The organism is Pseudomonas sp. GW821-FHT09E04 (assembly GCF_059416185.1).
In genome coordinates this window covers 278,673-303,030 of record NZ_JBWKOR010000002.1, presented here as the reverse complement: position 1 = coordinate 303,030, position 24,358 = coordinate 278,673, and the positions used below count along the sequence as shown (strand labels likewise).

Annotated in this window: 27 protein-coding genes; 17 read left to right on the top strand and 10 right to left on the bottom strand. The window is 61.4% G+C overall.

Features of this window, described 5'->3' with window-relative positions:
- Positions 1 to 53 precede the first annotated feature (53 nt).
- The 3 genes from AC07N4_RS07685 to AC07N4_RS07675 all read left to right on the top strand — a co-directional run bounded on the left by AC07N4_RS07685 (position 54) and on the right by AC07N4_RS07675 (position 2,664).
- Positions 54 to 974 carry a LysR family transcriptional regulator gene (locus tag AC07N4_RS07685; RefSeq protein WP_493065441.1) on the top strand — a complete coding sequence of 307 codons (921 nt, stop codon included), beginning with the start codon at positions 54 to 56 and terminating at the stop codon, positions 972 to 974.
- Positions 975 to 1,036: 62 nt separating this feature from the next.
- Positions 1,037 to 2,245: a low temperature requirement protein A gene (locus tag AC07N4_RS07680; RefSeq protein WP_493065442.1), complete on the top strand. Its 1,209-nt coding sequence runs from the start codon at positions 1,037 to 1,039 to the stop codon at positions 2,243 to 2,245.
- Positions 2,246 to 2,298: 53 nt separating this feature from the next.
- Positions 2,299 to 2,664 carry a 5-carboxymethyl-2-hydroxymuconate Delta-isomerase gene (locus AC07N4_RS07675; RefSeq protein ID WP_096819392.1) on the top strand — a complete coding sequence of 122 codons (366 nt, stop codon included), beginning with the start codon at positions 2,299 to 2,301 and terminating at the stop codon, positions 2,662 to 2,664.
- A gap of 3 nt (positions 2,665 to 2,667) precedes the next feature.
- Here the strand turns inward: AC07N4_RS07675 and AC07N4_RS07670 are convergent, their stop codons facing one another.
- Both AC07N4_RS07670 and AC07N4_RS07665 read right to left on the bottom strand, forming a co-directional pair.
- Complete coding sequence (locus AC07N4_RS07670; RefSeq protein ID WP_096819391.1) at positions 2,668 to 3,603, bottom strand: LysR family transcriptional regulator; 936 nt, start codon at positions 3,601 to 3,603, stop codon at positions 2,668 to 2,670.
- A 212-nt stretch (positions 3,604 to 3,815) separates the two neighbouring features.
- Positions 3,816 to 5,000, bottom strand: a complete 1,185-nt coding sequence (locus tag AC07N4_RS07665; RefSeq protein WP_493065443.1) for a cyanate transporter — start codon at positions 4,998 to 5,000, stop codon at positions 3,816 to 3,818.
- A 309-nt stretch (positions 5,001 to 5,309) separates the two neighbouring features.
- On the opposite strand from AC07N4_RS07665, the gene AC07N4_RS07660 reads away from it, so the two are divergent.
- From AC07N4_RS07660 to AC07N4_RS07645, 4 genes are all read left to right on the top strand, one after another.
- Positions 5,310 to 6,959, top strand: coding sequence for a phosphoethanolamine transferase (locus tag AC07N4_RS07660; protein WP_493065444.1), 1,650 nt, complete (start codon positions 5,310 to 5,312; stop codon positions 6,957 to 6,959).
- Positions 6,960 to 7,090: 131 nt separating this feature from the next.
- Positions 7,091 to 8,224, top strand: coding sequence for a ribonuclease D (rnd, locus tag AC07N4_RS07655; RefSeq protein WP_096819388.1), 1,134 nt, complete (start codon positions 7,091 to 7,093; stop codon positions 8,222 to 8,224).
- Positions 8,221 to 8,514, top strand: a complete 294-nt coding sequence (locus AC07N4_RS07650) for a YcgL domain-containing protein (RefSeq protein ID WP_096819387.1) — start codon at positions 8,221 to 8,223, stop codon at positions 8,512 to 8,514. The genes rnd and AC07N4_RS07650 overlap by 4 nt, the downstream gene beginning before the upstream one ends.
- A 106-nt stretch (positions 8,515 to 8,620) precedes the next feature.
- Complete coding sequence (locus tag AC07N4_RS07645; RefSeq protein WP_096819386.1) at positions 8,621 to 9,553, top strand: D-2-hydroxyacid dehydrogenase; 933 nt, start codon at positions 8,621 to 8,623, stop codon at positions 9,551 to 9,553.
- Positions 9,554 to 9,685: 132 nt separating this feature from the next.
- Here AC07N4_RS07645 and AC07N4_RS07640 read toward each other — a convergent pair whose 3' ends face one another.
- On the bottom strand, positions 9,686 to 10,279 hold the full coding sequence (locus AC07N4_RS07640; RefSeq protein ID WP_085605592.1) for a nitroreductase family protein: 594 nt from the start codon (positions 10,277 to 10,279) through the stop codon (positions 9,686 to 9,688).
- Between the two features lie 282 nt (positions 10,280 to 10,561).
- Between AC07N4_RS07640 and AC07N4_RS07635 the strand changes: the two genes are divergently transcribed.
- Positions 10,562 to 11,011: a YcgN family cysteine cluster protein gene (locus AC07N4_RS07635; RefSeq protein WP_025110643.1), complete on the top strand. Its 450-nt coding sequence runs from the start codon at positions 10,562 to 10,564 to the stop codon at positions 11,009 to 11,011.
- Between the two features lie 81 nt (positions 11,012 to 11,092).
- A complete protein-coding gene (locus AC07N4_RS07630; protein WP_493065445.1) occupies positions 11,093 to 12,322 on the top strand; it encodes a hypothetical protein in 1,230 nt (409 codons plus the stop codon).
- A gap of 3 nt (positions 12,323 to 12,325) precedes the next feature.
- Here the strand turns inward: AC07N4_RS07630 and AC07N4_RS07625 are convergent, their stop codons facing one another.
- From AC07N4_RS07625 to AC07N4_RS07610, 4 genes are all read right to left on the bottom strand, one after another.
- The gene (locus tag AC07N4_RS07625; RefSeq protein WP_493065446.1) at positions 12,326 to 12,703 is read right to left on the bottom strand and encodes a YgaP family membrane protein; all 378 of its coding nucleotides are present in this window, start codon (positions 12,701 to 12,703) and stop codon (positions 12,326 to 12,328) included.
- An 80-nt stretch (positions 12,704 to 12,783) separates the two neighbouring features.
- Positions 12,784 to 13,254 (bottom strand): RNA methyltransferase, encoded by a 471-nt coding sequence (locus AC07N4_RS07620; RefSeq protein WP_007958066.1) that lies wholly within the window; start codon positions 13,252 to 13,254, stop codon positions 12,784 to 12,786.
- Between the two features lie 208 nt (positions 13,255 to 13,462).
- Positions 13,463 to 13,834 carry a YajD family HNH nuclease gene (locus AC07N4_RS07615; protein ID WP_007944009.1) on the bottom strand — a complete coding sequence of 124 codons (372 nt, stop codon included), beginning with the start codon at positions 13,832 to 13,834 and terminating at the stop codon, positions 13,463 to 13,465.
- Positions 13,835 to 13,884: 50 nt separating this feature from the next.
- Positions 13,885 to 14,571, bottom strand: coding sequence for a spermine/spermidine synthase domain-containing protein (locus tag AC07N4_RS07610; protein ID WP_011332930.1), 687 nt, complete (start codon positions 14,569 to 14,571; stop codon positions 13,885 to 13,887).
- A 79-nt stretch (positions 14,572 to 14,650) separates the two neighbouring features.
- On the opposite strand from AC07N4_RS07610, the gene AC07N4_RS07605 reads away from it, so the two are divergent.
- On the top strand, positions 14,651 to 14,935 hold the full coding sequence (locus AC07N4_RS07605) for a hypothetical protein (protein ID WP_096819383.1): 285 nt from the start codon (positions 14,651 to 14,653) through the stop codon (positions 14,933 to 14,935).
- On the opposite strand, the gene AC07N4_RS07600 is transcribed toward AC07N4_RS07605, so the two are convergent.
- Both AC07N4_RS07600 and AC07N4_RS07595 read right to left on the bottom strand, forming a co-directional pair.
- The gene (locus AC07N4_RS07600; protein ID WP_096819382.1) at positions 14,932 to 15,405 is read right to left on the bottom strand and encodes a cyclic nucleotide-binding domain-containing protein; all 474 of its coding nucleotides are present in this window, start codon (positions 15,403 to 15,405) and stop codon (positions 14,932 to 14,934) included. The genes AC07N4_RS07605 and AC07N4_RS07600 overlap by 4 nt on opposite strands.
- A 108-nt stretch (positions 15,406 to 15,513) precedes the next feature.
- Positions 15,514 to 17,568: a S9 family peptidase gene (locus AC07N4_RS07595; RefSeq protein ID WP_493065447.1), complete on the bottom strand. Its 2,055-nt coding sequence runs from the start codon at positions 17,566 to 17,568 to the stop codon at positions 15,514 to 15,516.
- 99 nt (positions 17,569 to 17,667) lie between these two features.
- Here AC07N4_RS07595 and AC07N4_RS07590 point away from each other — a divergent pair, with 99 nt between their 5' ends.
- From AC07N4_RS07590 to AC07N4_RS07580, 3 genes are read left to right on the top strand one after another with little or no spacing between them, the layout of a single operon-like run.
- The gene (locus tag AC07N4_RS07590; protein ID WP_493065448.1) at positions 17,668 to 18,180 is read left to right on the top strand and encodes an MFS transporter; all 513 of its coding nucleotides are present in this window, start codon (positions 17,668 to 17,670) and stop codon (positions 18,178 to 18,180) included.
- Between the two features lie 16 nt (positions 18,181 to 18,196).
- On the top strand, positions 18,197 to 18,973 hold the full coding sequence (locus AC07N4_RS07585; protein WP_493065449.1) for a class II glutamine amidotransferase: 777 nt from the start codon (positions 18,197 to 18,199) through the stop codon (positions 18,971 to 18,973).
- 14 nt (positions 18,974 to 18,987) lie between these two features.
- On the top strand, positions 18,988 to 19,530 hold the full coding sequence (locus AC07N4_RS07580) for a DUF2937 family protein (RefSeq protein WP_102620227.1): 543 nt from the start codon (positions 18,988 to 18,990) through the stop codon (positions 19,528 to 19,530).
- Between the two features lie 4 nt (positions 19,531 to 19,534).
- On the opposite strand, the gene AC07N4_RS07575 is transcribed toward AC07N4_RS07580, so the two are convergent.
- Positions 19,535 to 20,449, bottom strand: coding sequence for a LysR family transcriptional regulator (locus tag AC07N4_RS07575; RefSeq protein WP_493065450.1), 915 nt, complete (start codon positions 20,447 to 20,449; stop codon positions 19,535 to 19,537).
- 144 nt (positions 20,450 to 20,593) lie between these two features.
- Here AC07N4_RS07575 and AC07N4_RS07570 point away from each other — a divergent pair, with 144 nt between their 5' ends.
- From AC07N4_RS07570 to AC07N4_RS07555, 4 genes are all read left to right on the top strand, one after another.
- Entirely contained in the window at positions 20,594 to 21,880 is a 1,287-nt protein-coding gene (locus tag AC07N4_RS07570) for an MFS transporter (protein WP_096819377.1), read from the top strand.
- A 61-nt stretch (positions 21,881 to 21,941) separates the two neighbouring features.
- Positions 21,942 to 22,694, top strand: coding sequence for a 5-oxoprolinase subunit PxpA (locus AC07N4_RS07565; RefSeq protein ID WP_493065451.1), 753 nt, complete (start codon positions 21,942 to 21,944; stop codon positions 22,692 to 22,694).
- Entirely contained in the window at positions 22,691 to 23,395 is a 705-nt protein-coding gene (pxpB, locus tag AC07N4_RS07560) for a 5-oxoprolinase subunit PxpB (protein ID WP_493065452.1), read from the top strand. The genes AC07N4_RS07565 and pxpB overlap by 4 nt, the downstream gene beginning before the upstream one ends.
- Entirely contained in the window at positions 23,392 to 24,309 is a 918-nt protein-coding gene (locus AC07N4_RS07555) for a 5-oxoprolinase subunit C family protein (RefSeq protein ID WP_493065453.1), read from the top strand. Before pxpB ends, AC07N4_RS07555 begins: the two co-directional genes overlap by 4 nt.
- Positions 24,310 to 24,358: the final 49 nt, after the last annotated feature.

Sequence of the window (24,358 nt, the reverse complement as noted above, 5' to 3'; positions counted from 1 at the left end):
CTGCCCCGGCAGCCTTTCTACACTGCCCACAATCTGGGGACCGGGGGCAAGGGATGAATCGCAATGAACTTCGCAAGGCCGACATCAACCTGATGGTGGTGTTCGAAACCTTGATGCTCGAACGCAACGTGACCCGGGCCGCCGAGAAGCTGTTTCTCGGCCAGCCGACCATCAGTTCGGCGCTCAATCGCTTGCGCACCATGCTCAACGATCCGCTGTTCATCCGCGTCGGCCACCGCATGGAACCGACGGCCCGCGCCGAAGACATCTATCGCCATCTCAAACCCGCGCTGGACTCGTTGTCGGTGGCGTTGAGCCTGACCCGTGATTTCGATCCCGCCGTCAGTACCATGACCTTTCGCATCGGTCTGTCGGATGATGTCGAATTCGGTCTGCTGCCGCCGCTGTTGCGCGCCTTGCGCCAGGAAGCACCGAACGTGGTGTTCGTGGTACAGCACGTCGATTACTGGCGGATTCCCGATCTGCTGGCCGCTGGCGATATCACCGTCGGCATCAGTCAGACCCGTGGCCTGCCCGCCAATGCCAAGCGCAAACTGCTGCGGCATATCCAGCCGAGCATCCTGCGCGCCGACAAGTCCGACGCGCCGCTGACCCTCGATGAATATTGCGCACGCCCCCATGTGCTGGTTTCTCACACCGCCAATGTCAGTGGTTATGCCGATGAATGGCTGGCGGACATCGGTCGCACCCGTCAGGTGGTGCTGTCGGTGCCGCAGTACAGTTCGTTGCCGGCGTTGCTGGCCGGCACCGACCTGATCGCCAGCCTGCCGGACTACGCCGCCGAAGCCATGGCTGCCTCGGGCCTGCTGTTCAAGGAACCGTTCCCGTTCAAGACCCCGACCCTCGACCTGTCGATGGTCTGGCTCAGCCATGTCGACAGTGACCCGGCCGAGCGCTGGCTGCGCTCGCGGCTGGAGCAATTCATGAGCGAGCGACCGCACGCGCCGTTCTGACTTGCCGACCTGTTGTCCGGCTGCTTTGCTGAGTACACCTGAATTCGGCGGAGCCTCCACCCATGAGCATTTCCCGTGGTTTGCTGCGTGGGCGCGGCAGTCTCGACAGTGGCAAGGTCGGCATGGTCGAGCTGTTTTTCGATCTGGTGTTCGTGTTTGCCGTGACTCAACTGTCCCACACGCTGCTCGCGCACCTGTCGATCGAGGGCGCGGTACACGTGGCGCTGCTGATGGTCGCCGTGTGGTGGGTGTGGATCTTCACGTCCTGGATCACCAACTGGCTCGACCCGGAAAAGCTGCCGGTGCGCCTCGGGCTGTTCGGCCTGATGATCGCCGGTTTGCTGCTTTCGTCTTCGATCCCCAAGGCGTTCACCGAGCGCGGTCTGATGTTCGCGGCCGCGTTCGTGTTCATGCAGGTCGGGCGCACGTCGTTCGCGATCTGGGCGGTTCGCGGGGAGTCATTGAACATGACCCGCAACTTTCAGCGCATCCTCGCGTGGCTGACGTTGTCCGGGGTGTTCTGGATCGGCGGAGCGTTTGTCGAAGGCGAACAGCGGCTGTTCTGCTGGGCGCTGGCACTGCTGATCGAACTGATTTCGCCGTCGCTGTATTTCTGGGTGCCGGGACTGGGCCGATCGTCTTTGAGTGACTGGAACGTCGAAGGCAATCACATGGCCGAGCGTTGCGCGCTGTTCGTGATCATTGCCTTGGGTGAATCGTTGCTGGTGACTGGCGCGACCTTCGCCGAGCTGACGCCGGGCCGCGATGGACTGCTGGCGTTTCTGGTGGCGGTACTGGGCAGCATCGCCATGTGGTGGGTGTACTTCGACAGCGGTGCGGAGCGCGCGCACCACCGTATCGCCCATTCCGCCGACCCCGGGCGACAAGCGCGAATCGCCTACACCTATCTGCATGTGCTGATCGTCGCCGGGGTCATTGTCAGCGCGGTGGCCGATGAACTGGTGCTGGTTCATCCGGATCACGCCAGCGACGCCGGCATCGTCGTGATCGTTGCCGGGCCGTGGTTGTTCCTGCTCGGCAATGCATTGTTCAAGTGGGTCATGGCTGACCGACCGTTTCCACCGTTATCGCATGTGGTCGGGCTGATAGCGCTCATGCTGCTGTTGCCGCTGGCACTGAATCACTGGTTTTCGGCGCTGGCGCTTGGTGCGTTGACCACGGCAGCCGTGGTGTTGGTGGCGATCTGGGAAACCCTGGCGCTGCGTCGGGCGCTACCGGTTCCCGCGTCGGAAAAAGCCGCAGGAGAGTAGGGCGGGGCTGTGTTATATGTACGACCTTTCTGCCGACTGACTGGAGTCTCCCGATGCCACACCTGCACATGGAATACACCGCCAACCTGCCGCAACTGAACGCCGACGTGGCGTTGATCCGGCTCAATAACACCCTGGTGGGTTCCGGTCAGTTCGCGGCGGAGTTCGATATCAAGAGCCGTGCGGTCAAGGTGGAATCCTTCAAGGTCGGTACCGCCATGAGTGAGCGTGCCTTTGTGGCGGTGAGGCTGGCGCTGCTCAGCGGTCGTTCCCCGGAGATCAAGAAACAACTCTCGCAAAACCTGTTGGCGGTGCTGCAGGACCTGTGCGAATGGCCGGCCGGTGTCGAAGTGCAGTTGAGTGTGGAACTGCTCGACATCGATCGCGAGTCCTACAGCAAAGTCGCCATCGGCGTGTAAGACTCAGGCCGCCTCCAGCTCCGCGCAGGTCTTGATGACCTGCTCGCGCAGCCACAGATTGGCGCTGTCCTGATCGACGCTGTGGCTCCACTGCATGTCGAGGGTGAAACCCGGCAGGCCGTTCGGCGCCTCGCAGTGATTGAACACCGCGTCGTTGGTCAGCAAACGCTGGATCCGCCGGGGCAGGGTAAGGATGAAATCGGTGCCGGTGATCATCTTCAACGCGGCGCTGTAGCTGTTGGAACGGGCGACGATCTGGCGCTTCTGCGCCTGACGCGCGAGCCAGCCATCGACCATGTTGGTGGTGGACGTCCAGGGCGTCGGGAACACATGCCGGCGTTCGGTGAAGGCTTGCAGGCTGAGGCGCGGCTCCAGTGGCGTTGCGCGTTTATCGAAGACGCAGACCAGGTCATCTTCCAGCAACATCCGGGATTTAAGATCGGTATGGCTGCGATGGAAGTTGGGGCCGAAACAGACCACCAGGTCGAGGCTGCCATCGCGCAGTTCTTCAGCCGGCACGTCGGTTTCGAACTTGTGCATGTTGACCATCACCGGCAGATCGTCGAAGTCGAAACGCTTCAACAGCCGCGGCAGGATCAGTTGTTCGAAGTATTCCGGTGCGCAGATGTTGAACGTCACCGGTTGCGCCATCGGGTCGAAAGTCGGGGCGCCGGCGTGGCACAGGTTGATGCTTTCGAGGATCTTCTGCACATGGCCATACATGCTGCTGGCCTTGTAGGTCGGGCGCATGCCGGTGCGGGTGTTGACGAACAATTCGTCTTCGAAACTGGTGCGCAGTTTTTTCAGGCAGTAACTGACGGTGGACTGACTGACAAACAGCGCCTCCGACACATCGGTGACGCTGCTTTGCTCATACACGGCGACAAACACCATGAGATCCTGCATGTCGAGCTTTCTAAGCAAGTTACTGTTCAGCATCCGTTCTGTCTCGCTGTGCTCCTTGCGCTGAATCCGCGCAAACGTGTGCGCATGATCGTAACGGAACGATGGTCCCAGGAGAAAGCCCTGTAGGATTTTTCACGGACAGTTGTGGGACAGAAAGTTTTAGGAATACGACGTGTCGAATCAAACCTGGCAAAGATGGCCAGAAGCCTTTAGCTAGAGGGGTGAGCCCCGTGCACAACGCCCGATCAGCGAAAGTGCCGGGCGTAATGCCGAGGGTCAAAGCGCCACACGATCAACAGCATGAGCACCATGATGGCTGTCAGTGACCACCAGGCCCATTCGAAGCTGCCCAGTCGATCGCGGATCATCCCTGCCAGCAGCGGTGAAAGGCCCGCAATCAGATAGCCGATGCCTTGCACGAAGGCGGTCAGACCGCCGGCGCGCTGCGGATTGTCGAGGTGATCGAGGGAGACGATCAGGCTCATCGGGAACAACCCGCCAATCCCCAGACCCAGCAGACACGGCCAGAGCAGGCTCAGGTGTTGCGGGCTGAGGATCAAGCCGCAAAAACCGCCAATGATCAGCACCAGCAGGGCACCCAGCACCCGGCGTCGGTCACGGCTGCGGTTGGCGATAGCGGGAACCACCAGTCCGGAAATCACCTCCATGGCCGTCAGAAAACCCAACAGCAGACCGGCGTTCTGTTCACTCCAGCCGTTTTCCACGTAGTACGGTGCGAGCCATGCCAGCACACAGGTGTAGGACGCCGTCCCCAGGCCGAAGAAGATTGCGAGCAGCCACGCGCGGGAATGGGTGAAGAAGGTTTCTTTCTTTGCCTTGGTGGCTGTGACAGGCGCTGTGTCGTTGCCTTGCAACAACCAGAACAGCAGCGCGAGCAACGCCAGTACCGCCCAGATCGCCAGACCTGCCCGCCAACTGCCGGTGTCGAGCATCACCCGTGGCGCAAAGGAGGCGGCCAGCGCGGCGCCGCCCATGATCGAGGTGACATACAGCCCCATGCACAGCGACACGTTGTCGGCAAAACGCGATTTGATCAGGGCTGGCATCAACGCCTGAATCAGCGCGATGCCGATCCCGGCGAGTACGGCGCTGACGATCAGTTGCGCCGCCGAGTCGAGAAACAGCCGCGACAGGGTTGCCAGGCCGATGATCAACAACGACAGCACCACCGCGCGTCGCTCGCCCAGGCGCTGGCTGATGCCTATCCCGAAAAACATCGCCAGCCCCATTGCCATCACCGGCAGCATGGTCAGCAGCGAGGCGAGGCTGAAGCTCAACGGTATGTCGCCGCGAATCGCCGACAGCAAAGGCCCGACGGCGGCCATCGACGGGCGCAGGTTAAGGGCGACAAGGACGATACCGAGCATCAGCCAGATGGCGGGGCGGGCAGTGGCGCGAACGTTTTCCATCTTCAGACCTTTGAATCAGAGGCTGTCGATTAGGCGGGCGTGGTGCGGGGGCCGGCAAATCAGAAAATCCCGAGGGGTATTTAAAAAGTCGATACGTCTCCCGAGCCCTCTGCGCAAGCCAGCAGCGATTTTTTACTGAATCAGGCCTGACGCATTTTCAAGTTTCATGGTTATTTCATGAGCTAACTAATCGTTGGCTTCTTTTTCACAAAATATTGATGGTTTTCTGCGTAGAGTTTTTGTCGCCTTAGTCAATGAAATTTTCACAATTGGCGAAGGCGCTTCTTTTCAGGAAATCGCCTCTTCATCATGTTCAAGTTAAAAGCCGTGCGCCCGGAATGGGTGACGTTGTTTGCCAGCGCCTTTCTTTTGGCCGGATTCAATTTCGTACTCTGGGAACACCTCTTCGAGATTACTGCGGCCGACGGCAAGGGCATCGCCATGCGCATTGCGTTCGGGGTGATGATCTTCGCGGCGTACAACATCGTGCTGACGTTTCTGAGCTTTCGCCCGGTATTGAAACCGGTGTTGACGGTACTGTTTCTGATCAGTGCCGGCGTGGCTTATTTCATGAGCCAATATGGCGTGATGATAGACGCCGGCATGTTTCGCAACTTCGCTGAAACCAATGCCACGGAAGTTCGCGATCTACTGTCGTTGAAGTTGTTCGCTTATATCATGTTCCTGGGTGTCCTGCCGTCCTGGTTATTGTGGAAGTTGCCCGTCAACTATCGTCGCTGGCACCGAGAGTTATTAAGCAAAGTTGTGGTGTGTGCAGCATCGGTCGCCGTCATTGGCGGTGTGGCACTGGCCAACTATCAGGGCCTGTCCTCGCTGTTTCGTAACCACCATGAATTGCGCCTGATGCTGGTGCCGAGCAATTACATCGGCGCGTCGGCCGGCTATCTGCGTGAACAGGTGGTTTCCGCCCAGCAACCGTTCATCAAGATCGGTGAAGACGCCCAGCGCAACCCTGCATTGCAAAACCGTCCGCGCAAGTCGCTGACCGTGCTGGTGGTGGGCGAAAGTGCCCGGGCAGAGAACTTCGGCATCCTCGGTTACGGACGTGATACGACGCCGAAACTGGACAAGGAAGCCGGTTTGATCGCCTTCACCGACGTGCATTCCTGCGGCACTGAAACGGCCGTGTCGGTGCCGTGCATGTTCTCCAACATGGGCCGCAAGGATTACGACGCCAGCAAGGCGAAGAATCAAGAAGGGCTGCTGGACGTGCTCAAGCGTGCCGGCATCGATGTGATCTGGCGCGACAACCAGTCGGGCTGCAAAGGCACCTGCGATCGCGTCACCCTGCAGGACGTGAGCAATCTGAAAGATCCGGCGTTGTGCGCCAACAGCGAATGCCGCGACGAAATCCTTCTGCAAGGCCTGCAGAGCTTCATCGATCACCTGGACAAGGACACCGTGCTGGTGCTGCACCAGATGGGCAGCCACGGCCCGGAATACTTCAAGCGTTATCCGAAGGAATACGAACACTTCACCCCGGTGTGTGAAAGCAACGCACTGAACAATTGCAGCCGCGACAGCATCGTCAACGGTTACGACAACACGCTGGTGTACACCGACCATGTGCTGTCGAGCCTGATCGATGTCTTGCGCAGTAATCAGGAAAAAGTCGATACCGCCATGCTGTATCTTTCCGATCACGGCGAGTCGCTGGGCGAGTACAACCTGTTCCTGCACGGCACGCCTTACATGCTGGCGCCGGAACAACAGAAACATGTGGCGATGCTGGCCTGGTTCTCCGACAGCTATCAGAAGTCCTACTCGGTCGACACCCATTGCCTGCAATTGAGCCGCAACAAGCCATTGAGCCAGGACAACCTGTTCCATTCGATGCTCGGTTTGCTGGAAGTGCAGAGCCAGGTCTATCAGCACGATCTGGACATGTTTGCCGGTTGCCGCGGTGCGGTCATCGACGGGGTTCTGGCCAAGGACTGAGCCTGCGGAATCTTTCTGTAAGACTATTCTTGCTATCCAGCAGGAGATTTCATCAAAGCACTTGCCCTGCGGAGGCGCAGAAAGCGCCGGTGGCGATATATACTGCGCGCCATTCTTGAAGGGAGAGCCGTGTGGCCATCGATATTCACTGGATTCGCGACAACGATAGCCTCGCGCAGTTTTGCGCCGAGTGGCAGCAGCTGCCTTTCGTTGCCCTCGACACCGAATTCATGCGGGTCGACACCTTCTACCCGATTGCCGGCCTGTTGCAGGTCGGCGACGGCAAACGCGCCTATCTGATCGACCCGCTGACCATTGACGCCTGGCAACCGCTGGCGGCGTTGCTGGAAAACCCGGCGGTGCTCAAAGTCCTGCACGCGTGCAGCGAAGACCTCGAAGTCCTGCTGCGCCTGACCGGCAGCCTGCCGGCGCCGCTGTTCGACACGCAACTGGCCGCCGCCTACCTGAACCTCGGGTTCTCGATGGGTTACTCGCGTCTGGTGCAGGAAGTGCTAGGCATCGAACTACCCAAGGGCGAAACCCGTTCCGACTGGTTGCAGCGCCCGTTGTCCGACACGCAAATCAGCTATGCCGCAGAAGATGCCGTGCATCTGGCGGAGGTTTTCGTACAACTGCGTCCGAAACTGTCCGACGACAAATACGCCTGGGTGCTGGAGGACGGCGCCGAACTGGTCGCCAACCTGCGCCGTGAGACCGATCCGTACGAGGTGTATCGCGAGGCGAAGCTGGCGTGGAAACTGTCCCGCGCCCAACTCGCCGTTCTGCGCGAGCTGTGCGCCTGGCGTGAGCGCGAGGCCCGTGCCCGCAATCTGCCGCGCAACCGCATCGTCCGTGAGCATTCGTTGTGGCCGTTGGCGCGCACGCAACCGGACAACCTCAGCGCGCTGGGCAAGATCGAAGACATGCACCCGCGTACCGTGCGTCAGGACGGCGAGTTTCTGCTTGATCTGATCAAGCGCTCTGGCAGTGTGGGGCCAGATCAATGGCCGCCAGCCGTGCCAGAGCCGCTGCCGATCGAAGCCGCTGCGCTGATCAAACAGCTGCGGGCGCTCGGTCAGGCCGAAGCTGAACGCCTGAGCATCGCGCCGGAACTGATGCTGCGCAAGAAAACCCTCGAAGCGCTGGTCAAAAGCGGCTTCCCCGAGGGGCCTTACCAATTGCCTGATTCGCTGCGTGGCTGGCGCCGCGAATTGATGGGCCAGATGCTGCTCGACAGCCTGGCCACCGCCGGAGAACAGCCTTGAAACGTATTTGCTCGATTTACCAAAGTTCGAAACGCAGCGGCATGTACCTTTACGTGCTCAAGAGCGATGCGCTGGAGCGTGTGCCGGAAGCCTTGATGCTGGCGTTCGGCAAGGCCAGGCACTCCTTCGATCTGGTGCTGACTCCCGAGCGCAAGCTGGCCAGTGAAGACATCGTCGTCGTGCTGGAAAACCTCGACAAGCAGGGTTACCACCTGCAAATGCCGCCGGCCGAGGACGAGTACATCGAACACTTGCCCGAAGAGTTGCTGCGACGCAACGACCCGGTCTGACCTGCGAGGCCCTGTCCTGGGCCTCCTGTAATCCCTGGAACTGTTTTTACGGCGACGACCGCCACGAAGTGGGCGGCCGTCTGCACGGTTTGCGAAAGGTTTGAACATGCGCGTTCTGATTGCTGAACACGACCACGCGATATATGCCCGACTGCTGCGTCAGGCGGCCCCGGAGCTTGAAGTGCTGACCAGCGGCGACTCTGCCGAGCTGGCTCGCCAGGCAGTCGATTGCCCGGTGTGGCTGGGTCAGCCGGATCTGTTGGCGACTCTGCTGCGTCAGGGCCATCAGCCACAATGGCTGCAATCGACCTGGGCCGGCATTACGCCGCTCTTGGCCGACGGCCTGCGCCGGGATTACCGCTTGACCCGGGCGGTCGGCATTTTCGGTCAGGTGATGGCCGAGTACGTGCTGACCTACATGCTCGGTCACGAGCGCGAAGTGCTGGCCCGGCTGGTCAGCCAGGTCGAGCGCAAGTGGGACAGTCGCACCGGCCAGAGTCTGGTCGGGCGCAAGGTGCTGATCGTCGGCACCGGTGACATCGGCCAGAGCGTGGCGCAGTTTCTGCTGCCGTTCGGCGTCGAGTTGTACGGCATCGCCAGCAGCGCCCGGGAGCAGGCGCCGTTTGTCGAAGTCGGTTCGATGGCGGACCTGCCACGGCTGGTGGGCGAGGTGGATTACGTGGTCAATCTGCTGCCCAACACCGAGCACACCCACGACATCTACGACGCGGCGCTGTTCAAGCAATTCAAGCCGACCGGGTTGTTCATCAACGCCGGGCGCGGTGTGGCCGTCGTCGATGCGGATCTGGTCGAAGCGTTGAAGGAAGGCCATCTGGCCGGCGCGGTGATTGACGTCTGCCGTCAGGAACCGTTGCCACAACGTCATCCGTTCTGGACCGCGTGGGGCCTGCTGTTGACCGGGCACAGCTCGGCACCGACATCGCCGCCGATGATGGTGCAGTTGTTTCTGGATAACTTGCGGGCATATCAGGCGGGTGAAACGTTGCGTGGGGAAGTGGATTTCGCACGCGGTTACTGACTACGAAGATCGTGAGAGATCGTTCCCACGCTCTGCGTGGGAATGCCTCAAGGGACGCTCCGCGTCCAGTGACGCGGAGCGTCACGGGCTGCATTCCCACGCAGAGCGTGGGAACGATCACGTGGTGAAGCTTTAGAGGGTGAAATCCCCTTCAGCCGCCAGCTCGCTCAGCGGACGACGCGGGCTCGGTGTTTCTCGCGCTTGCAGGTAATCCGCCAGGGTTGCCTTGTCACCCAGTTTGCCTACCGCAACAGCGGCGTGCAGCGCATAACCTTCCGGAATGTTCAGCTCCTTGCGGGTCAGCTCCTGATCGAAGCCGGCCATGCCGTGGGTGTGCCAGCCGCTCAGGCTCGCTTGCAGCGCCAGGTGGCCCCACGCGGAACCGGTGTCGAAGGTGTGCCACAGCGCCGGCGTTTCTTCGGTGGCGCCCGGTGCGGTGAAGGTGGTTTTCGAAATCACGATCACCAGCGCCGACGCGTGCTGCGCCCAGCTGCGGTTGAATTCGTTGAGCAGGCCCAGGTAACGCTCCCAGTTCGGCGTGTCGCGACGGGCGTAGAGAAAACGCCACGGCTGCGAGTTGTACGCCGATGGCGCCCAGCGCGCGGCTTCGAAGAAGCTCAGCAGGGTTTCCTCGGAAATCGCTTCGCCGGTGAAGGCGCGGGGCGACCAGCGATCGGTGAACTGCGGGTGAATGGCGTATTCGGCAACGCGAGGGTTGGCACTCATCGAGAGATTCCTTGCTACGTTTGAGGATAGGTTTGAAGCAAAACCCGGCGGGATCAGTTGGGCTGAACGATGGGGGCTGTATCTGAAGCCGTGCAGTTCACCGGAATGCAACGCGGTCGAGCGTTAATGGCACCCAGCCAGGGCTTCTTGAGACTGGCAAAGCTACTTGGCCGCGCAAAAACTGACAAGCCCCGCACAACCGGCAGTCGCCAGCGCTTGGCCCACGGGGCCTTGGGCACTAGACTGGCGGCCTTTTCACCACCTGATGTAGATGCTTGAGCCATGGCCGCCAAAGTCGAACCGTTCTGGATACGCAAAACCCTCGATCAACTGGATCACGAGGAATGGGAATCGCTGTGCGACGGATGTGGCCTGTGCTGCCTGCAGAAGCTCGAGGATGAAGAAGACAACAGCGTCTACTACACGCGCATCGCCTGCAAACTGCTGGACCTGAAAACCTGCCAGTGCAGCGATTACCCGAACCGCATCAAGTTTGTCCCGGACTGCATCCAGCTCACCCCGGGCCAGGCCGAAGAGTTCAAATGGCTGCCGCCGACCTGCGGTTATCGGCTGGTCAGCGAGGGCAAGGATCTTCCGTTGTGGCACCACCTGGTCTGCGGTGATCGCGACGCCGTGCACCACGAACGGATTTCCCAGTCCGGGCGCATGCTCGCCGAAGGCAGCGTGCCGGAAGACGATTGGGAAGATCACCTGATTTTCCGGGCCGGCTAAGTTCTGAGGGGCTAAGTTCTGAGGAGTTAAGTTCTGAGGAATAAGCCCCGCCGAGGATTCAAGTTTCAACAAGGAGTGTGTATGGCTGTGGGATTGCGCCGGACGCTGATCGTCGGACTGCTGATGCTGAGCGCGCCGGTGTGGGCGGCGAAGAAGGTCGATCTGGATTACCACGTGCGTCTGTTGCCGCAAAGCGATCAGGCGGAAGTGCGCCTGACCCTTGCCAAAGGCGAGGCCGTGCGCAGTCTGGATTTCGACCTCGGCGACGGCAGCCACTACAGCGACTTCAAGGCCGACGGCCAATGGCAATTGACGCCGGGCCAGCAGGCGCGCGGCATATGGCGCCCGACGGCGGACAAGGCCAGCCTGACCTACCGCGTACGCATCAGCCACGGCCGCAAGAACGGCAGCTTCGACACGCGCATGACCCCGACCTGGGCGTTGATGCGCGGCGATGAACTGGTGCCGCCAGCCAGGCTCGATCAGCAGGACGGCATCGAACTGGTCTCGCGCCTGCACTTCGATCTGCCCGACGGCTGGAAAAGCGTCGAAACTGCCTGGCCGCGCATCGGCAAGAACAAATTCCGCATCGACAATCCGTCCCGTCTGTTCGACCGGCCCACTGGCTGGATGCTCGCCGGGCACCTCGGCAGCCGCCGCACGCGGCTGGGGGAAACCGAAGTGACGGTGGCTTCGCCGCAGGGGCAGGGCATGCGCCGGATGGACGTGCTGACATTGCTGACGTTTGTCTGGCCGCAGGTGCAAGCGGTGTTTCCCCGCCATCCGACCAAACTGCTGATCGTCGGTGCCAACGACCCGATGTGGCGCGGCAGCTTGGCGGCGCGGGAGTCGATCTACCTCAACACCCGGTTGCCGCTGGTCAGCGAAAGCGGCAGCAGCCCTTTGGTTCGGGAATTGGCGCAGGTGTTCGGGCGGATCAACGACGAGCAGCGCAGTGACTGGATCAAGGAAGGTTTCGCCGAGTATTACGCCGTCGAACTGGTGCGTCGTGCTGGCGGCATGAGCGACGAGCGTTATCAGGCATTGCAGGTAAAACTGGCTAAGGACAGCCAAAAGGTCAGCACGCTGCGTGGTGAGCAGATCAGCTCGGCGCAGGTCTCCAAAGCGGTTCTGCTGTTACAGGAACTGGATCGCGAAATCCGTCTGAAGACCCGCAACAAACGGTCGCTGGACGATGTGCTGCGCGGGGCGATGCATCTGGGGACGGTGGATACCAAGGCGTTTGTGCAACTCGCCGAGAGTGTCATCGGCGAGTCGTCCAAGGTGCTTGATAGCGGGTTGCTTCAGTAGCGATCAGACCCCGGCCTTCGGCGATTTCACCGAATCATTGCCGGTCATGGTGGCGGTTCTGGTCGCCACTTCGGCATTGGCTTTCAGCTTGCTCAGCTCTTCACCGGCCCGCTCGATCTTCGTGCGCACGTTGTTCATGTCCTGACGGCTTTTCTCCAGCAGGCTTTTCACCGAACTGTGCCCGGTGATGCCACGGGCCATGGCCACGCCGCCAATCGCCACCTGAATCAAACCGAACACGCCGCCACGGCGCAGGCCCTTGCCGACCATGATCACGCCGCCGGCCAGCGAGCCGATGCGCTCCCAGCCTTCGACGTTCTGCTCGGAGCGGGTCTGGAACGGGGTGGATTCGATACGCTCGACGCGTTTGAGCTCGGTCATGATCTTTCTCCAGGAATGAGTAATGGATAAACAAGCTGACTGCGTGGGCGGTCAGCTCGTTCCATCGGATGTGCGGCGTTTCAGCGGAATTTCGGCCCGGAACGGGTGTTCAAGCCTTTGGCCATGCGGTCGTAAAGCACGACGTTGACCGTGGCGGCGAGGTTCATGCAACCGGTGGTCGGGATGTACACGACGTCTTCGCACCAGTCGCGGATCTCTTGATCCAGCGAGCCGTCTTCGGGGCCGAAGATGTACAGGGCGCGATCCGGGTGCGTGTATTCCGGCAGCGGGCGGGCGCCGTCGACCAGTTCCACGGCGACCGGTACGCAATTGAGCGGCAGGATCTTTTTCAGGTCGTCGATGCCGATCAGCGGGATGTCGTAGTGCACGCGCTTGGTGTCGGTGACGAAATCGGCGGCGCGTTCATAGCGCTTGCCGGTGTAGAACACGGTCGACACGCCGTAACAGCCTGCGGCGCGCATCACCGAACCGACGTTTTCCGGTGATTTGGGGTTATACAAACCAATGCAGCTGTACCGTTTGTCTGCCACGAGCGGGGTGCCTTCGGGAAAAAGAGGGCGATTATACGGGGATTGGGGGAGGGCGGGCAGATTCAGGACAGATCGTTCCCACGCTCCGCGTGGGAATGCAGCCCGGGACGCTCCGCGTCCCCTTCAAAGCCGAACGCGGAGCGTCCGAAGAGGCGTTCCCACGCGGACGGTTCGACGCCTCGACGTGGGAACGATCAGAGTGGTGGACTCAGTCTTCTTTCTTCATCAACCCGGCCAGCGCCGCAAACGGGTTGTGCGTGGCCTTGGCGATTTTCGGCGTGCTCAGCGAGCCTTCGCCGAAGTACTGCTGGTCGGTGTAGCGCGAGTGTTCGTTGTCGTGGCAGTACAGGCACAGTAGTTCCCAGTTGGAACCGTCCTGCGGGTTGTTGTCGTGGTTGTGGTCGCGGTGATGCACGGTCAGCTCGCTCAGGCGCTTGCCGGAAAACTCACGGGCGCAGCGGCCGCACACATGCGGGTACATCTTCAGGGCCTTGTCACGGTAGCCCATTTCCTTGTCGCGCTGGTTGTCGGCGAGGATGCGATCCAGCTTCGAAGTGTTGGTCGGGGTGGACGAACTCATGGGTTCACCTTTGTAGAAAGACTAAATGACGGTTATGACGCAAGTTTAGCTCAGCCCTTGAGCTTCTCGGCAATCCAGATCGTGTGGCGGGTGCCCTTGTTGCCGTGGGCGAAGACCTGCACTTCCTCGGCCTTGAAACCGGCCTTCTTCAATTTGTCGGAAAACTGCCGGTCGGCGCTGGCCGACCACACCGCCAGCACGCCTTTGGGCCGCATCGCCTTGGCGCAAGCGGCAAGACCAGCGGCGGAATACAGCCAGCTGTTGGCCTTCTGGGTCAGGCCTTCGGGACCGTTGTCGACGTCGAGCATGATTGCGTCGAAACCGTTCGGCTCGCTTTGCAGCACCTTGGCCACGTCTTCCTGACGGATCACGGTGCGTGGGTCGAGCAGCGGGCGCCCGGACTTTTCACCGAGCGGGCCACGGTTCCATTCAACGACACCGGGCACCAGTTCGGCGACCACCACTTCGGCACTTTTGCCCAGATGCTTGAGCGCGGAAGCGAGGGTGAAGCCCATGCCCAGGCCGCCGATCAGCACGCGCGAGTTCGGTCGGCCGGCAACCTTGCGGCACGGGATCTCGGCCAGTGCGTCTTCGGAACCGTGCATGCGGGTGTTCATCAATTGCCCGCCGTCGCCGCCTTGGATCTTGATGACAAAGTCCTCGCCATACTCGAACAGGCACAGGGCTCCGCCGTTGTCAGGGATCGGCGTGGTGTCGAGCAGAACGAAACGTTTCATGGAAATCTCTAAAGAGGGGGAGGCAAGCAGGCGCGTTGGGAGTAGCCTGAACGCAGACTTCAGGCCAACGGAGCCCTTGATGAAGCGCACCATTCTAACGGTCATTACCCTGGCCGCGCTCTCGATAACTGCAGTGCAGGCCCAACAGACGATTCCCGTCAGCCCGACGCCGCAACCGGGTTCGCCCGGCACCGCGACGCCAACCCCGTATCCGCAGATCAGCCCGGTACCGATTCCCAAGACTGGTTCCGGCAGTGGCGGGCCACCGCTGGTGCCGATCGAGATGCCCAGCCCGCCGTCCAAGGATCAGCCATTGCCGGGCCTCGAACAGAACGACGGCAAGAGCAAATCCCCCGGCGGCTAGATCTGTTGCGCCGCCAGTTGGCCGTCGGCCATGCGCAGGCGTTTGGACAGGGAGACGGCGAGGGCGCGGATGATCTTGGCGGCGATTTTCGGCGCGTCGTTGAGCATTTTTTCCAGTGAATCCTTGCCGAGGTTGAGCAACTGACAGTTGCTCGCCGCCACGCAAGTCGCTGAGCGGCGTTCGCCATCCAGCACCGCCATTTCGCCGAACGCCCGGCCACTGCGCAGGGTGGCCATGGTCACGACCTGGCCGTCGCTGCCGGTTTTCTGCACGGCCACCTGGCCGGTGTGGATGATGCACATGAAACTGCCGGCGTCGCCTTCGCGAAAGATCGCTTCGCCCTCGGCCACGGTGCTGATGCTGAAGTAGCCCGAAGCGGCGGCGAAATCCGCCAGTTGCAATTGATCGAACAGGCCGCAGTCCATCAGCCAGTCGCGGATTTCGTTGTTCAGCAGGGTTGGTTCTGACATGTCGTGCGGTCTTTTTGTTGTGTCGGTTTGCAGGCTCGCGAGCGGGCGCCGAGTTGATTATCGGCGCCCGGCGTCGGGAATTAAGACCTGACTGACCGGCGGAGTTCCTCAGGCGATGCCCAGAACCTTGAAAACAAATGCATATTCGAGGGCTACGTCACGTAATCCCTGATAACGACCACTCATGCCGCCGTGGCCGGCGCCCAGTTCGGTCTTGAGCAGCAACGGGTTGTCGTCGGTCTTGGTCGCGCGCAATTTCGCCACCCACTTGGCCGCTTCCCAGTACTGCACGCGGCTGTCGTTGTAGCCGGCGATCACCAGGGTTGCGGGATAAGCCTGCGCGGTAACGTTTTCGTACGGCGCGTAGGCCTTGATTCGCTCGTAGACGTCAGGCTCTTCGGGGTTGCCCCACTCGTCGTATTCGGTGACGGTCAGTGGCAGATCCGGATCGAGCATGGTGTTGAGCACATCGACGAACGGCACTTCGGCAATCGCCACACCGAACAGATCCGGGCGCTGGTTAAGCACCGCACCGATCAGCAAACCGCCGGCGCTGCCGCCGCTGATTGCCAGTTGCTGCGCGGTGGTGATGCCGTTGAGGATCAGGAACTCGGCGCAGGCAATGAAGTCGCTGAAGGTGTTTTGCTTGTGCTCCTGCTTGCCGGCGCGATACCAGGCTTCGCCCAGTTCACCGCCGCCGCGCACGTGGGCGATGGCGAACGCCATGCCACGATCCAGCAGACTCAGGCGTGCATGGGAGAACCAAGGGTCGAGGCTCGAACCGTAGGCGCCGTAACCGTACAGGTACAGCGGCACCGGTTTGCCGACCATTTCTCGCTTCATCACCAGGCTGATCGGCACCAGCGTGCCGTCCGGTGCGCTGGCCCACAGGCGCTGGCTGACGTAGGCGTCGGCGTCGAACGGGCCGAGTACCGGGGTTTCCTTGAGCACTTCCTGCGCGCCGCTGGCGAGGATCAGTTGCCGAACCTGAGCCGGACGATTCAACGCCTCGTAGCGCAGGCGGATACGGTCGCTTTCGAATTCCAGGCTGTTTTGCACATAGAGGCTGTAGGCCGCGTCCGGCAATTGCACGCGATAAGGCGCCAGACCGTGTGGGCGAACTTCGATGATCGGCAGACCGCCTTCGCGCAGGCTCAGGGTCAGAGCTTCGGCGTTGAGGGTCACGCCATCGAGCATCACCGAATCGCTGTGGGGAATCAGGTTCTGCCAGTCGGCTTCGCTCGGCGCGATGCCGGTGTCCGGCGCCTGATACAGGGCGAAGTTGATGCCGTCGCGGTTGGTGCGGATGAACCAGGTCCATTCGCCGTCGAGCTTGCCGTGGTCGACGTCGTATTCGTGATCTTCTACCCGTGGTGCCAGGCAGGTGAACGGCTGGTGCGGCTGATTGGCATCCAGTGCCCAGACTTCACTGGTGGTCTTGCTGCCCAGCGACAGCAGCAATTGCTGTTCGGAGCTGGCGCGATAGCAATGCAGGAAGAAACGCCCGTCCGGCTCATGGAACACCTCTTCGGCGGCAGTGCCGTCGAGGCGGTAGCGGAACAGCTTGTGCGGACGATGGGTGTCGTCGAGCTCGCCGAAGAACAGCGTCAGGCTGTCGTTGGCCCAGGTCATGCTGCCGTCGCAGTCCTGGAATTCCAGTTCGCTGACACGCTCGCTGGACAGTTCCTTCACGAACAGCGTGTAAATCTCGTCGCCCGAGGCATCGACGCTGTAGGCCAGACGCTGGTGATCCGGGCTGATGCTGAACGCGCCGAGGGAGAAAAAGCCGCCATTGGCCAGGGCGTTCGGATCGAGCAGCAGCTGTTCGCGGCTTTCGTCGAGGGTCAGGCTGTCGTCGGCCGGACGCGGGCAGCGGTAGTGGCGGGGGTATTCGTCACCCGCAGTGGTGCGCGTGTAATACAGATACGGGCCCCATGGCGACGGCAGGGACAGGTCGGTTTCGAGAATCCGGCCCTTGATCTCTTCGAACAGGGTTTCGCGCAGTCCGGTCTGATCGGCGGTCTGCGCCTGCTGGTAGTCGTTTTCGGCCTTGAGGTAGTCGAGCACCGCGTCGGTGTCGCGTTCCTGCAGCCAGGCATACGGGTCGTGACCGGCATCCTTGCGGGCAATCGGGGCGCTGGTGACGTTGGCGGATACGGGCATGGAGGGCTCTCGAACATGACAAATGAGGACCGCACGGACGGCGGGGAAGCCTGATGTGCGAAAAGTCGTTACTATAAGCGCCTCTTTGCCTGCCTTGCCATGGACACCATGACCGAGAACGACTATCTGATCGCCTGGGGCCTTTATGCCTTTGCCGCCGTGGGCTGCCTGTTGGTGTGGATGCGCATGACCCGCTGGATGTGGCGCTGGCTGCGCGAGCCGCTGCGTGTGCTGATGGCGGTGCTGCTGTTCAGCCCGACCATCATCGACCCGGTGAAGGAAAAATTCGCCCCGTCCATCGCCATCACGGCGCTGGATCTGGCGTTCAAGGTGGGCAACAACGCCTTTCGTGCGATTTCCGAATTGCTCATGTACGCCATGATCGCGTTCGGCCTGTACCTGATTTTCGTACTGATCCGCTTCCCGATCGAACGCGCTTCGAAGGCTCGCAAGGAACAGGCCGAGGCCGCCCGCGCTGCCGCCCGCGCTGCCGCCCGTGCCGACGACGAACGCGACGGCGATCAACCGTTCGGCGCCGCCGGCGATGATCGTTATGGCCGTCCACCGCTGCCGAACAATCCGCAGCGCATGCGCGTCGAGCCGCGTCTGTAATCACGAGAGTCCGCACATGTGTGAACTATTGGGCATGAGCGCCAACGTGCCGACCGACATCGTGTTCAGCTTCACCGGGCTGATGCAGCGCGGCGGTCGCACCGGCCCGCACCGCGACGGCTGGGGCATCGCGTTCTATGAAGGTCGCGGGTTGCGGCTGTTCCAGGACCCGGCGGCCAGCTGCGAGTCGGAAGTCGCCAATCTGGTGCAGCGTTATCCGATCAAGAGCGAAGTGGTCATCGGCCATATCCGCCAGGCCAACGTCGGCAAGGTCTGCCTGTCCAACACCCACCCGTTCGTCCGCGAACTGTGGGGGCGCAACTGGTGCTTCGCACACAATGGCCAGCTCGCCGATTTCACCCCGATCAAGAGTTTCTACCGCCCGGTCGGCGATACCGACAGCGAAGCGTCGTTCTGCGATTTGCTCAACCGTGTACGTGCAGCGTTTCCGGAACCGGTCGATATAGAAGTGCTGCTGCCGGATCTGGTCGCCGCTTGCGCCGAATACCGCAGCAAAGGCGTGTTCAACTGCCTGCTCAGCGACGGCGACTGGCTGTTCTGCTATTGCTCGACCAAACTTGCGCAGATCACCCGTCGCGCACCGTTCGGCCCGGCGCGGCTCAAGGACGTCGATGTGATTGTCGACTTCCAGGCCGAAACCACGCCCAACGACGTGGTCACGGTGATTGCCACCGAACCCTTGACCGAAAATGAAACCTGGACCCGCTACGAACCGGGCCAATGGAGCCTGTGGCGACGCGGCGAATGCGTAAGCCAGGGCACGACCGAATAAAGGATCTCTCCCCGATGTTGCTCAGTTATCTACGGCTGGTGTTGTTTGCGGCGGGCCTGTTGATCGGTGTCCAGGTGCCGGGATTCATCAACGATTACGCCAAACGGGTCGAAGCGCATCTGATCGAGGCGCAGACCGGTCTGCGCGGCTTCCAGGGCACTGCCGAGCAGTTTTTCAAAGGTGATATTCAGGCCCTGGTCGCTCATTATCGCGCCAGTGAAGACCCTGTGTTTCGCAGCGATGCCGACAGCCTGAGCACTTTGCTCGCGCGTCAGACCGCACTGGATAAGCAGTTCCAGGCCATGCAGGGCCCGTGGTACATCCGTGTGCTGCAAGTGGCGCTGGCCGCTGATCCGGACATCCGCAAGGAGACCTGGAACGGCTACAGCTATCAGATTCTGCTGACGCCGGAAGCGATGATCTGGGGCATGAGTGGCGCGTTGTTGCTGTCGTTCGGCCTCGAATGCCTGTTCCGTCTGATCGACTGGGTGGTGCTGGGCGGCAAGCGCCTGCGCCAGAGCCGGCCGATCGAAGACCGGGATGTGCGCGGGCTGTAACTGATCAAGGGGCGAGGACGACGTAGTTCTCGCCCATTTTTTGCGCGTACCCCTCCAGCACTTGCTGACACAGCGTCACAATCTCCTCGACCCATTCCACACCGACCCGCCACGACACCACGACCTGCAGGTTCGGCGGGCGCTGTTCGATGTCGAGCAAGGTCAGTTCGCCCCGCGCCAGTTCCTCGGCCACCAGTACCGGTGGCAGCGCGCCAATACCAAAACCGTCACGCAACAACCGGGTGATCGCCGACACCGAATTCACACAGTTCAACCGTGGCGCCAGCACGCCCTGGGCCTGCATCAGCGCCAGAATGTCCTGATGTGGCCGGGAGTTTTTCGAGTAGGTGATGATCCGTTCCTGCGCCAGGTCGGCGAGGTTTGCGTAGTCACGGTTGTAGATCGAATTGCTGGCGACGATCCAGCCGATGGGGTGACTGGCCAGTTCCAGGCTGCGCACGCTTTCATGGCGTACCAGATCGGTTTGCAGGATCAGATCGAGAAAGCCTTTTTGCAGCTGATCGCAGAGGTTCAGCGACGTATCCGCCACCAGCTCGATTTCCACCCGTGGATACAGATCGGTCATCTGCGCCACCAGCGGGCTGAGCCAGGTGTGAATCACCGTGTCCATCACCCCGATGCGTACTCGGCCGACCTTGCTCGATCGGGTTTCGATCGACTGCTTCAGCGCCTGCATCGTGTCGAGCATCTGCTCGGCGTATTCCAGCACTTTCAGGCCTTCGGGGGTCAGGCTGACACCGCGTGAGTCGCGCAGAAACAGCTTCACCCCAAGCTCGCCCTCGAGCACCGCGATCCGGCTGGAGATCGAAGCCTGGGTGGTGAACAGCTTGTCAGCGGTCAGGCGAAAACTCTTCAGCCGGGCGACCCAGACAAAGGTCTCGAGAAACTTCAGGTTCATGGCAACAAATTTTTCTTATGTCTTGGGCGGGTTTTTATTCGTTGGACGCGACCGGGTGACGCACCCAAAAATCGACGCATCCGGTCCCACGATAGGCGTCGTCGGGGCTACGAACAAGACCAATAATAATTGCGGAGATTTGCCATGAGTGCTCCCGACACCCTCCCTTTGTCAAAGGCCACGGCCCGTCCCGGACCGTTCGACTGGTATCGCAACATCAATCAGCAGGAGCGTCGCACCTTCTGGAGTTGCAAGATCGGCTACGGTCTGGACGGCATGGACACCCAGATGCTCAGCTTCGTGGTGCCGACCCTGATCGCGATGTGGGGCATCACCACCGGTCAGGCCGGGTTGATTCACACCAGTACTCTGATCGCCTCGGCCATCGGCGGCTGGGTGGCGGGGATTCTCTCCGACCGCATCGGCCGCGTGCGCACCCTGCAACTGACGGTGTTGTGGTTCGCCTTCTTCACCTTCCTCTGCGGCTTCGCCCAGAACTACGAGCAATTGCTGATCGCCCGCACCCTGATGGGCTTCGGTTTCGGCGGCGAATGGACCGCCGGCGCAGTGCTGATCGGTGAAGTGATCCGGGCCAAGGATCGCGGCAAGGCGGTGGGCATGGTGCAATCCGGCTGGGCGTTGGGTTGGGGCCTGACGGCCATTCTGTATGCGCTGCTGTTCTCGGTGCTGCCGCCGGAAGATGCCTGGCGCGCATTGTTCATCCTCGGCATCGTGCCGGCGGTGTTCGTGATTTTCGTCCGCCGACTGGTGAAAGATCCGGAGATCTACCGCGAAGCCAAGGCCAGGCAAACTCCGGAAAGCCCGTCGAAGTTCTACGAGATCTTCGCCCCCGGCATGCTCTTCACCACGATCCGTGCTTCGTTGCTGACTACTGGTGCCCTCGGCGGCTATTACGCGATCACCTCCTGGCTGCCGACTTTTCTGAAGAACGAACGCGGCTTGAGCGTACTCGGCACCGGCGGTTATCTGGCGATGGTGATCGTCGGTTCCTACGTCGGTTATGTGATCAGCGCCTATTTGACCGACCTGCTGGGGCGCAAGAAGAACTTCATCCTGTTCGCGGTCGGCTCGTTCACCATCGTTCTGCTCTACACCCAATTGCCGGTCAGCAACGGCGTGATGCTGTGGCTGGGTTTCCCGCTGGGCTTCTTTGCCTCGGGGATTTTCAGCGGCATGGGCGCGTTTCTCACCGAGCTGTTCCCTACGCGGATTCGCGGTTCGGGGCAGGGCTTTTGCTACAACATCGGCCGGGCGCTGGCGGCATTGTTCCCGCTGCTGATCGGGCTGCTCAGCCAGAAGGTGCCGCTGAGTGTAGGCATCGGTGCCTTTGCGGCAGTGTCCTACGGCGTGGTGATTCTTGCGGCATTGAGCCTGCCGGAAACCCGTGGCAAGCAACTGGACGCGCAGTAACTGATAACCTGCGACAACTGTCCTACAGCATAAAAAGATAACAGCTACAGGAGTGTTCACCGTGAGCCGCCTGCTATTGAACTGTGACATCGGCGAGAGCTTCGGCAACTGGACCATGGGTCTGGACGCGGAGGTCATGCCCTTCATCGATTGCGCCAACATTGCCTGCGGTTTCCACGCCGGCGACCCGAGCATCATGCGCAAGACCGTCAGCCTGGCCTTGAGTCATGGCGTGCAGATCGGCGCGCATCCGGCCTATCAGGATCTGGTGGGTTTCGGTCGGCGCTCCATGGCGTACACCGCCCAGGAACTGCAAGACATCCTGCATTACCAGATCGGCGCCCTCGACGGCATTTGCCGTGCCCAGGGTGGAAAAGTCAGTTACGTCAAACCCCACGGCGCAATGTACAACGACATGATGGCCAACCCGGCGCAGTTGCGGGCGGTGATCCAGGCAGTCGCAGCTTACGACCGCAGCTTGCCGCTGATGCTGATGGCAACCCGCGACAACACGGCGGCGCAACAGATCGGTGACGAATACGGCGTGACCCTGTGGTTCGAAGCCTTCGCCGACCGCGCCTACGACAGCGCTGGCCGACTGGTGTCGCGGCAACTGCCGGGGGCGGTGCATCACGACGCCGAAACCATCATCGGGCAAGCACTGACCATCGCCCGGGGCGACAATCTCACCGCCAGCGACGGCAGCGCGCTGCACCTGCAAGCCAACACCTTGTGCGTACACGGCGACAACGCCAGTTCGGTTGCGGCCGTGCAACGCATTCGTCAGGCCTTGAACGAGCAGAGCGCGCCATGAATCCGCGGGTGGAAGTGGTGGCACTGGATTGCCTGATGCTGCGCCTGTTCGATGAAATCGCCGAAGCCAACATGCCGTGGATGCTCGCCGCCAGCGAGCGGTTGCGCGCGGTGTTCGGCGAGCATTTGATTGATCTGGTGCCGTCGTACACCACATTGATGGTGCATTACGATCTGACCGAATTGAATCCGAGTCAGGCTCGGGATTTGATTGCCGAAGCCTTGATCGACCTGTCGCCGAATGCGCACACCGGCGGCCAGTGTCACGTGCTGCCGGTGTGGTACGACTTGAGTGTCGGCCCGGAACTGAGCCTGCTGTCGCAGCGCAGTGGTTTGTCGGTGGAAGAAGTGATCCGCCGTCACAGTGCGCGTGAATATCAGGTGTTCGCCCTGGGTTTTGCACCGGGGTTTGCCTTCATGGGGCTGGTGGACGAAGTCCTGGCGGCCCCGCGTCTGAACACACCTCGCAAGAAAGTCGCCGCCGGCAGCGTCGGCATCGCCGAACGGCAAACTGCCGCGTATCCGGTGGTGTCTCCCGGCGGCTGGAACCTGATCGGTCGCACGCCGGCAAAACTGTTCGACCGTGAACGCGAGGGCTACAGCCTGATGCAGCCCGGCGATACCGTGCGTTTCGAAGCAGTGAGCCACGCCGAATTCATCCGTCTTGGCGGTGACGACACGCCTCTGGAGGCATTGGCATGAGCCGACTGACAATTGAAGCGAGCACACCGCTGTGTCTGTTGCAGGACGCCGGACGATTCGGCGTGCGGCATCTGGGCGTGACCCAGGGCGGCGCGGCGGACTGGCGGTCGATGGCCTGGGCCAACTGGCTGCTGGGTAATGGCCTGGATTTGCCGGTGATCGAAATCACCCTCGGTGGGTTTACGGTTGTGGCTGAGGACGACTGTCTAATGGCGTTGGCTGGCGCCGATCTTGGCGCGCAGATTGACGGTGAAACGTTGGCACCGTGGCGCAGTTTCAAATTGCGCAAAGGGCAGACCTTGAAGTTCACCCAACCGTTGTTGGGGGCTCGGGCCTATCTGGCGGCGCCCGGTGGTTTCACTGCGCCGAAAGTGTTGGGCAGCAGTGCCACGGTGGTGCGCGAAGAGCTCGGCGGCCTCGATAGTTTTGGCTTGCCGCTGGCCAAGGGTGCTTCGCTGAGTTATCAGGGCGAAACCCTGTTGGTGCGTGAGGTTTCGGCACAGCATCGGCCGGATCTGCGCCTCGACGCACCGCTCGATCTGGTGCTCGGCGCGCAAATCGGCCAGTTCGGCGGACAGAGCCTGTTCGATGCATTCAACAGCGCCTGGACGCTGGACAGCCGTGCCGACCGCATGGGCATTCGTCTATTGGGGGCGGCGTTGCAGTATCAGGGCCAGCCAATGATTTCCGAGGGCATTCCGCTGGGCGCGGTGCAGGTGCCGCCGGACGGGCAGCCGATCGTGTTGCTCAATGATCGGCAGACCATTGGCGGGTATCCGCGATTGGGAGCGTTGACGCCGTTGGCGCTGGCACGCCTGGCGCAGTGTCTGCCGGGGGCGAAGGTCAGGTTGCGCCCGGTGGTACAAGAAGTTGCACACCGGGAACATATCGAATATCTACAGCGCTTTACTTGATCGTTCCCACGCTCCGCGTGGGAATGCCGCCCGGGACGCTCTGCGTCAC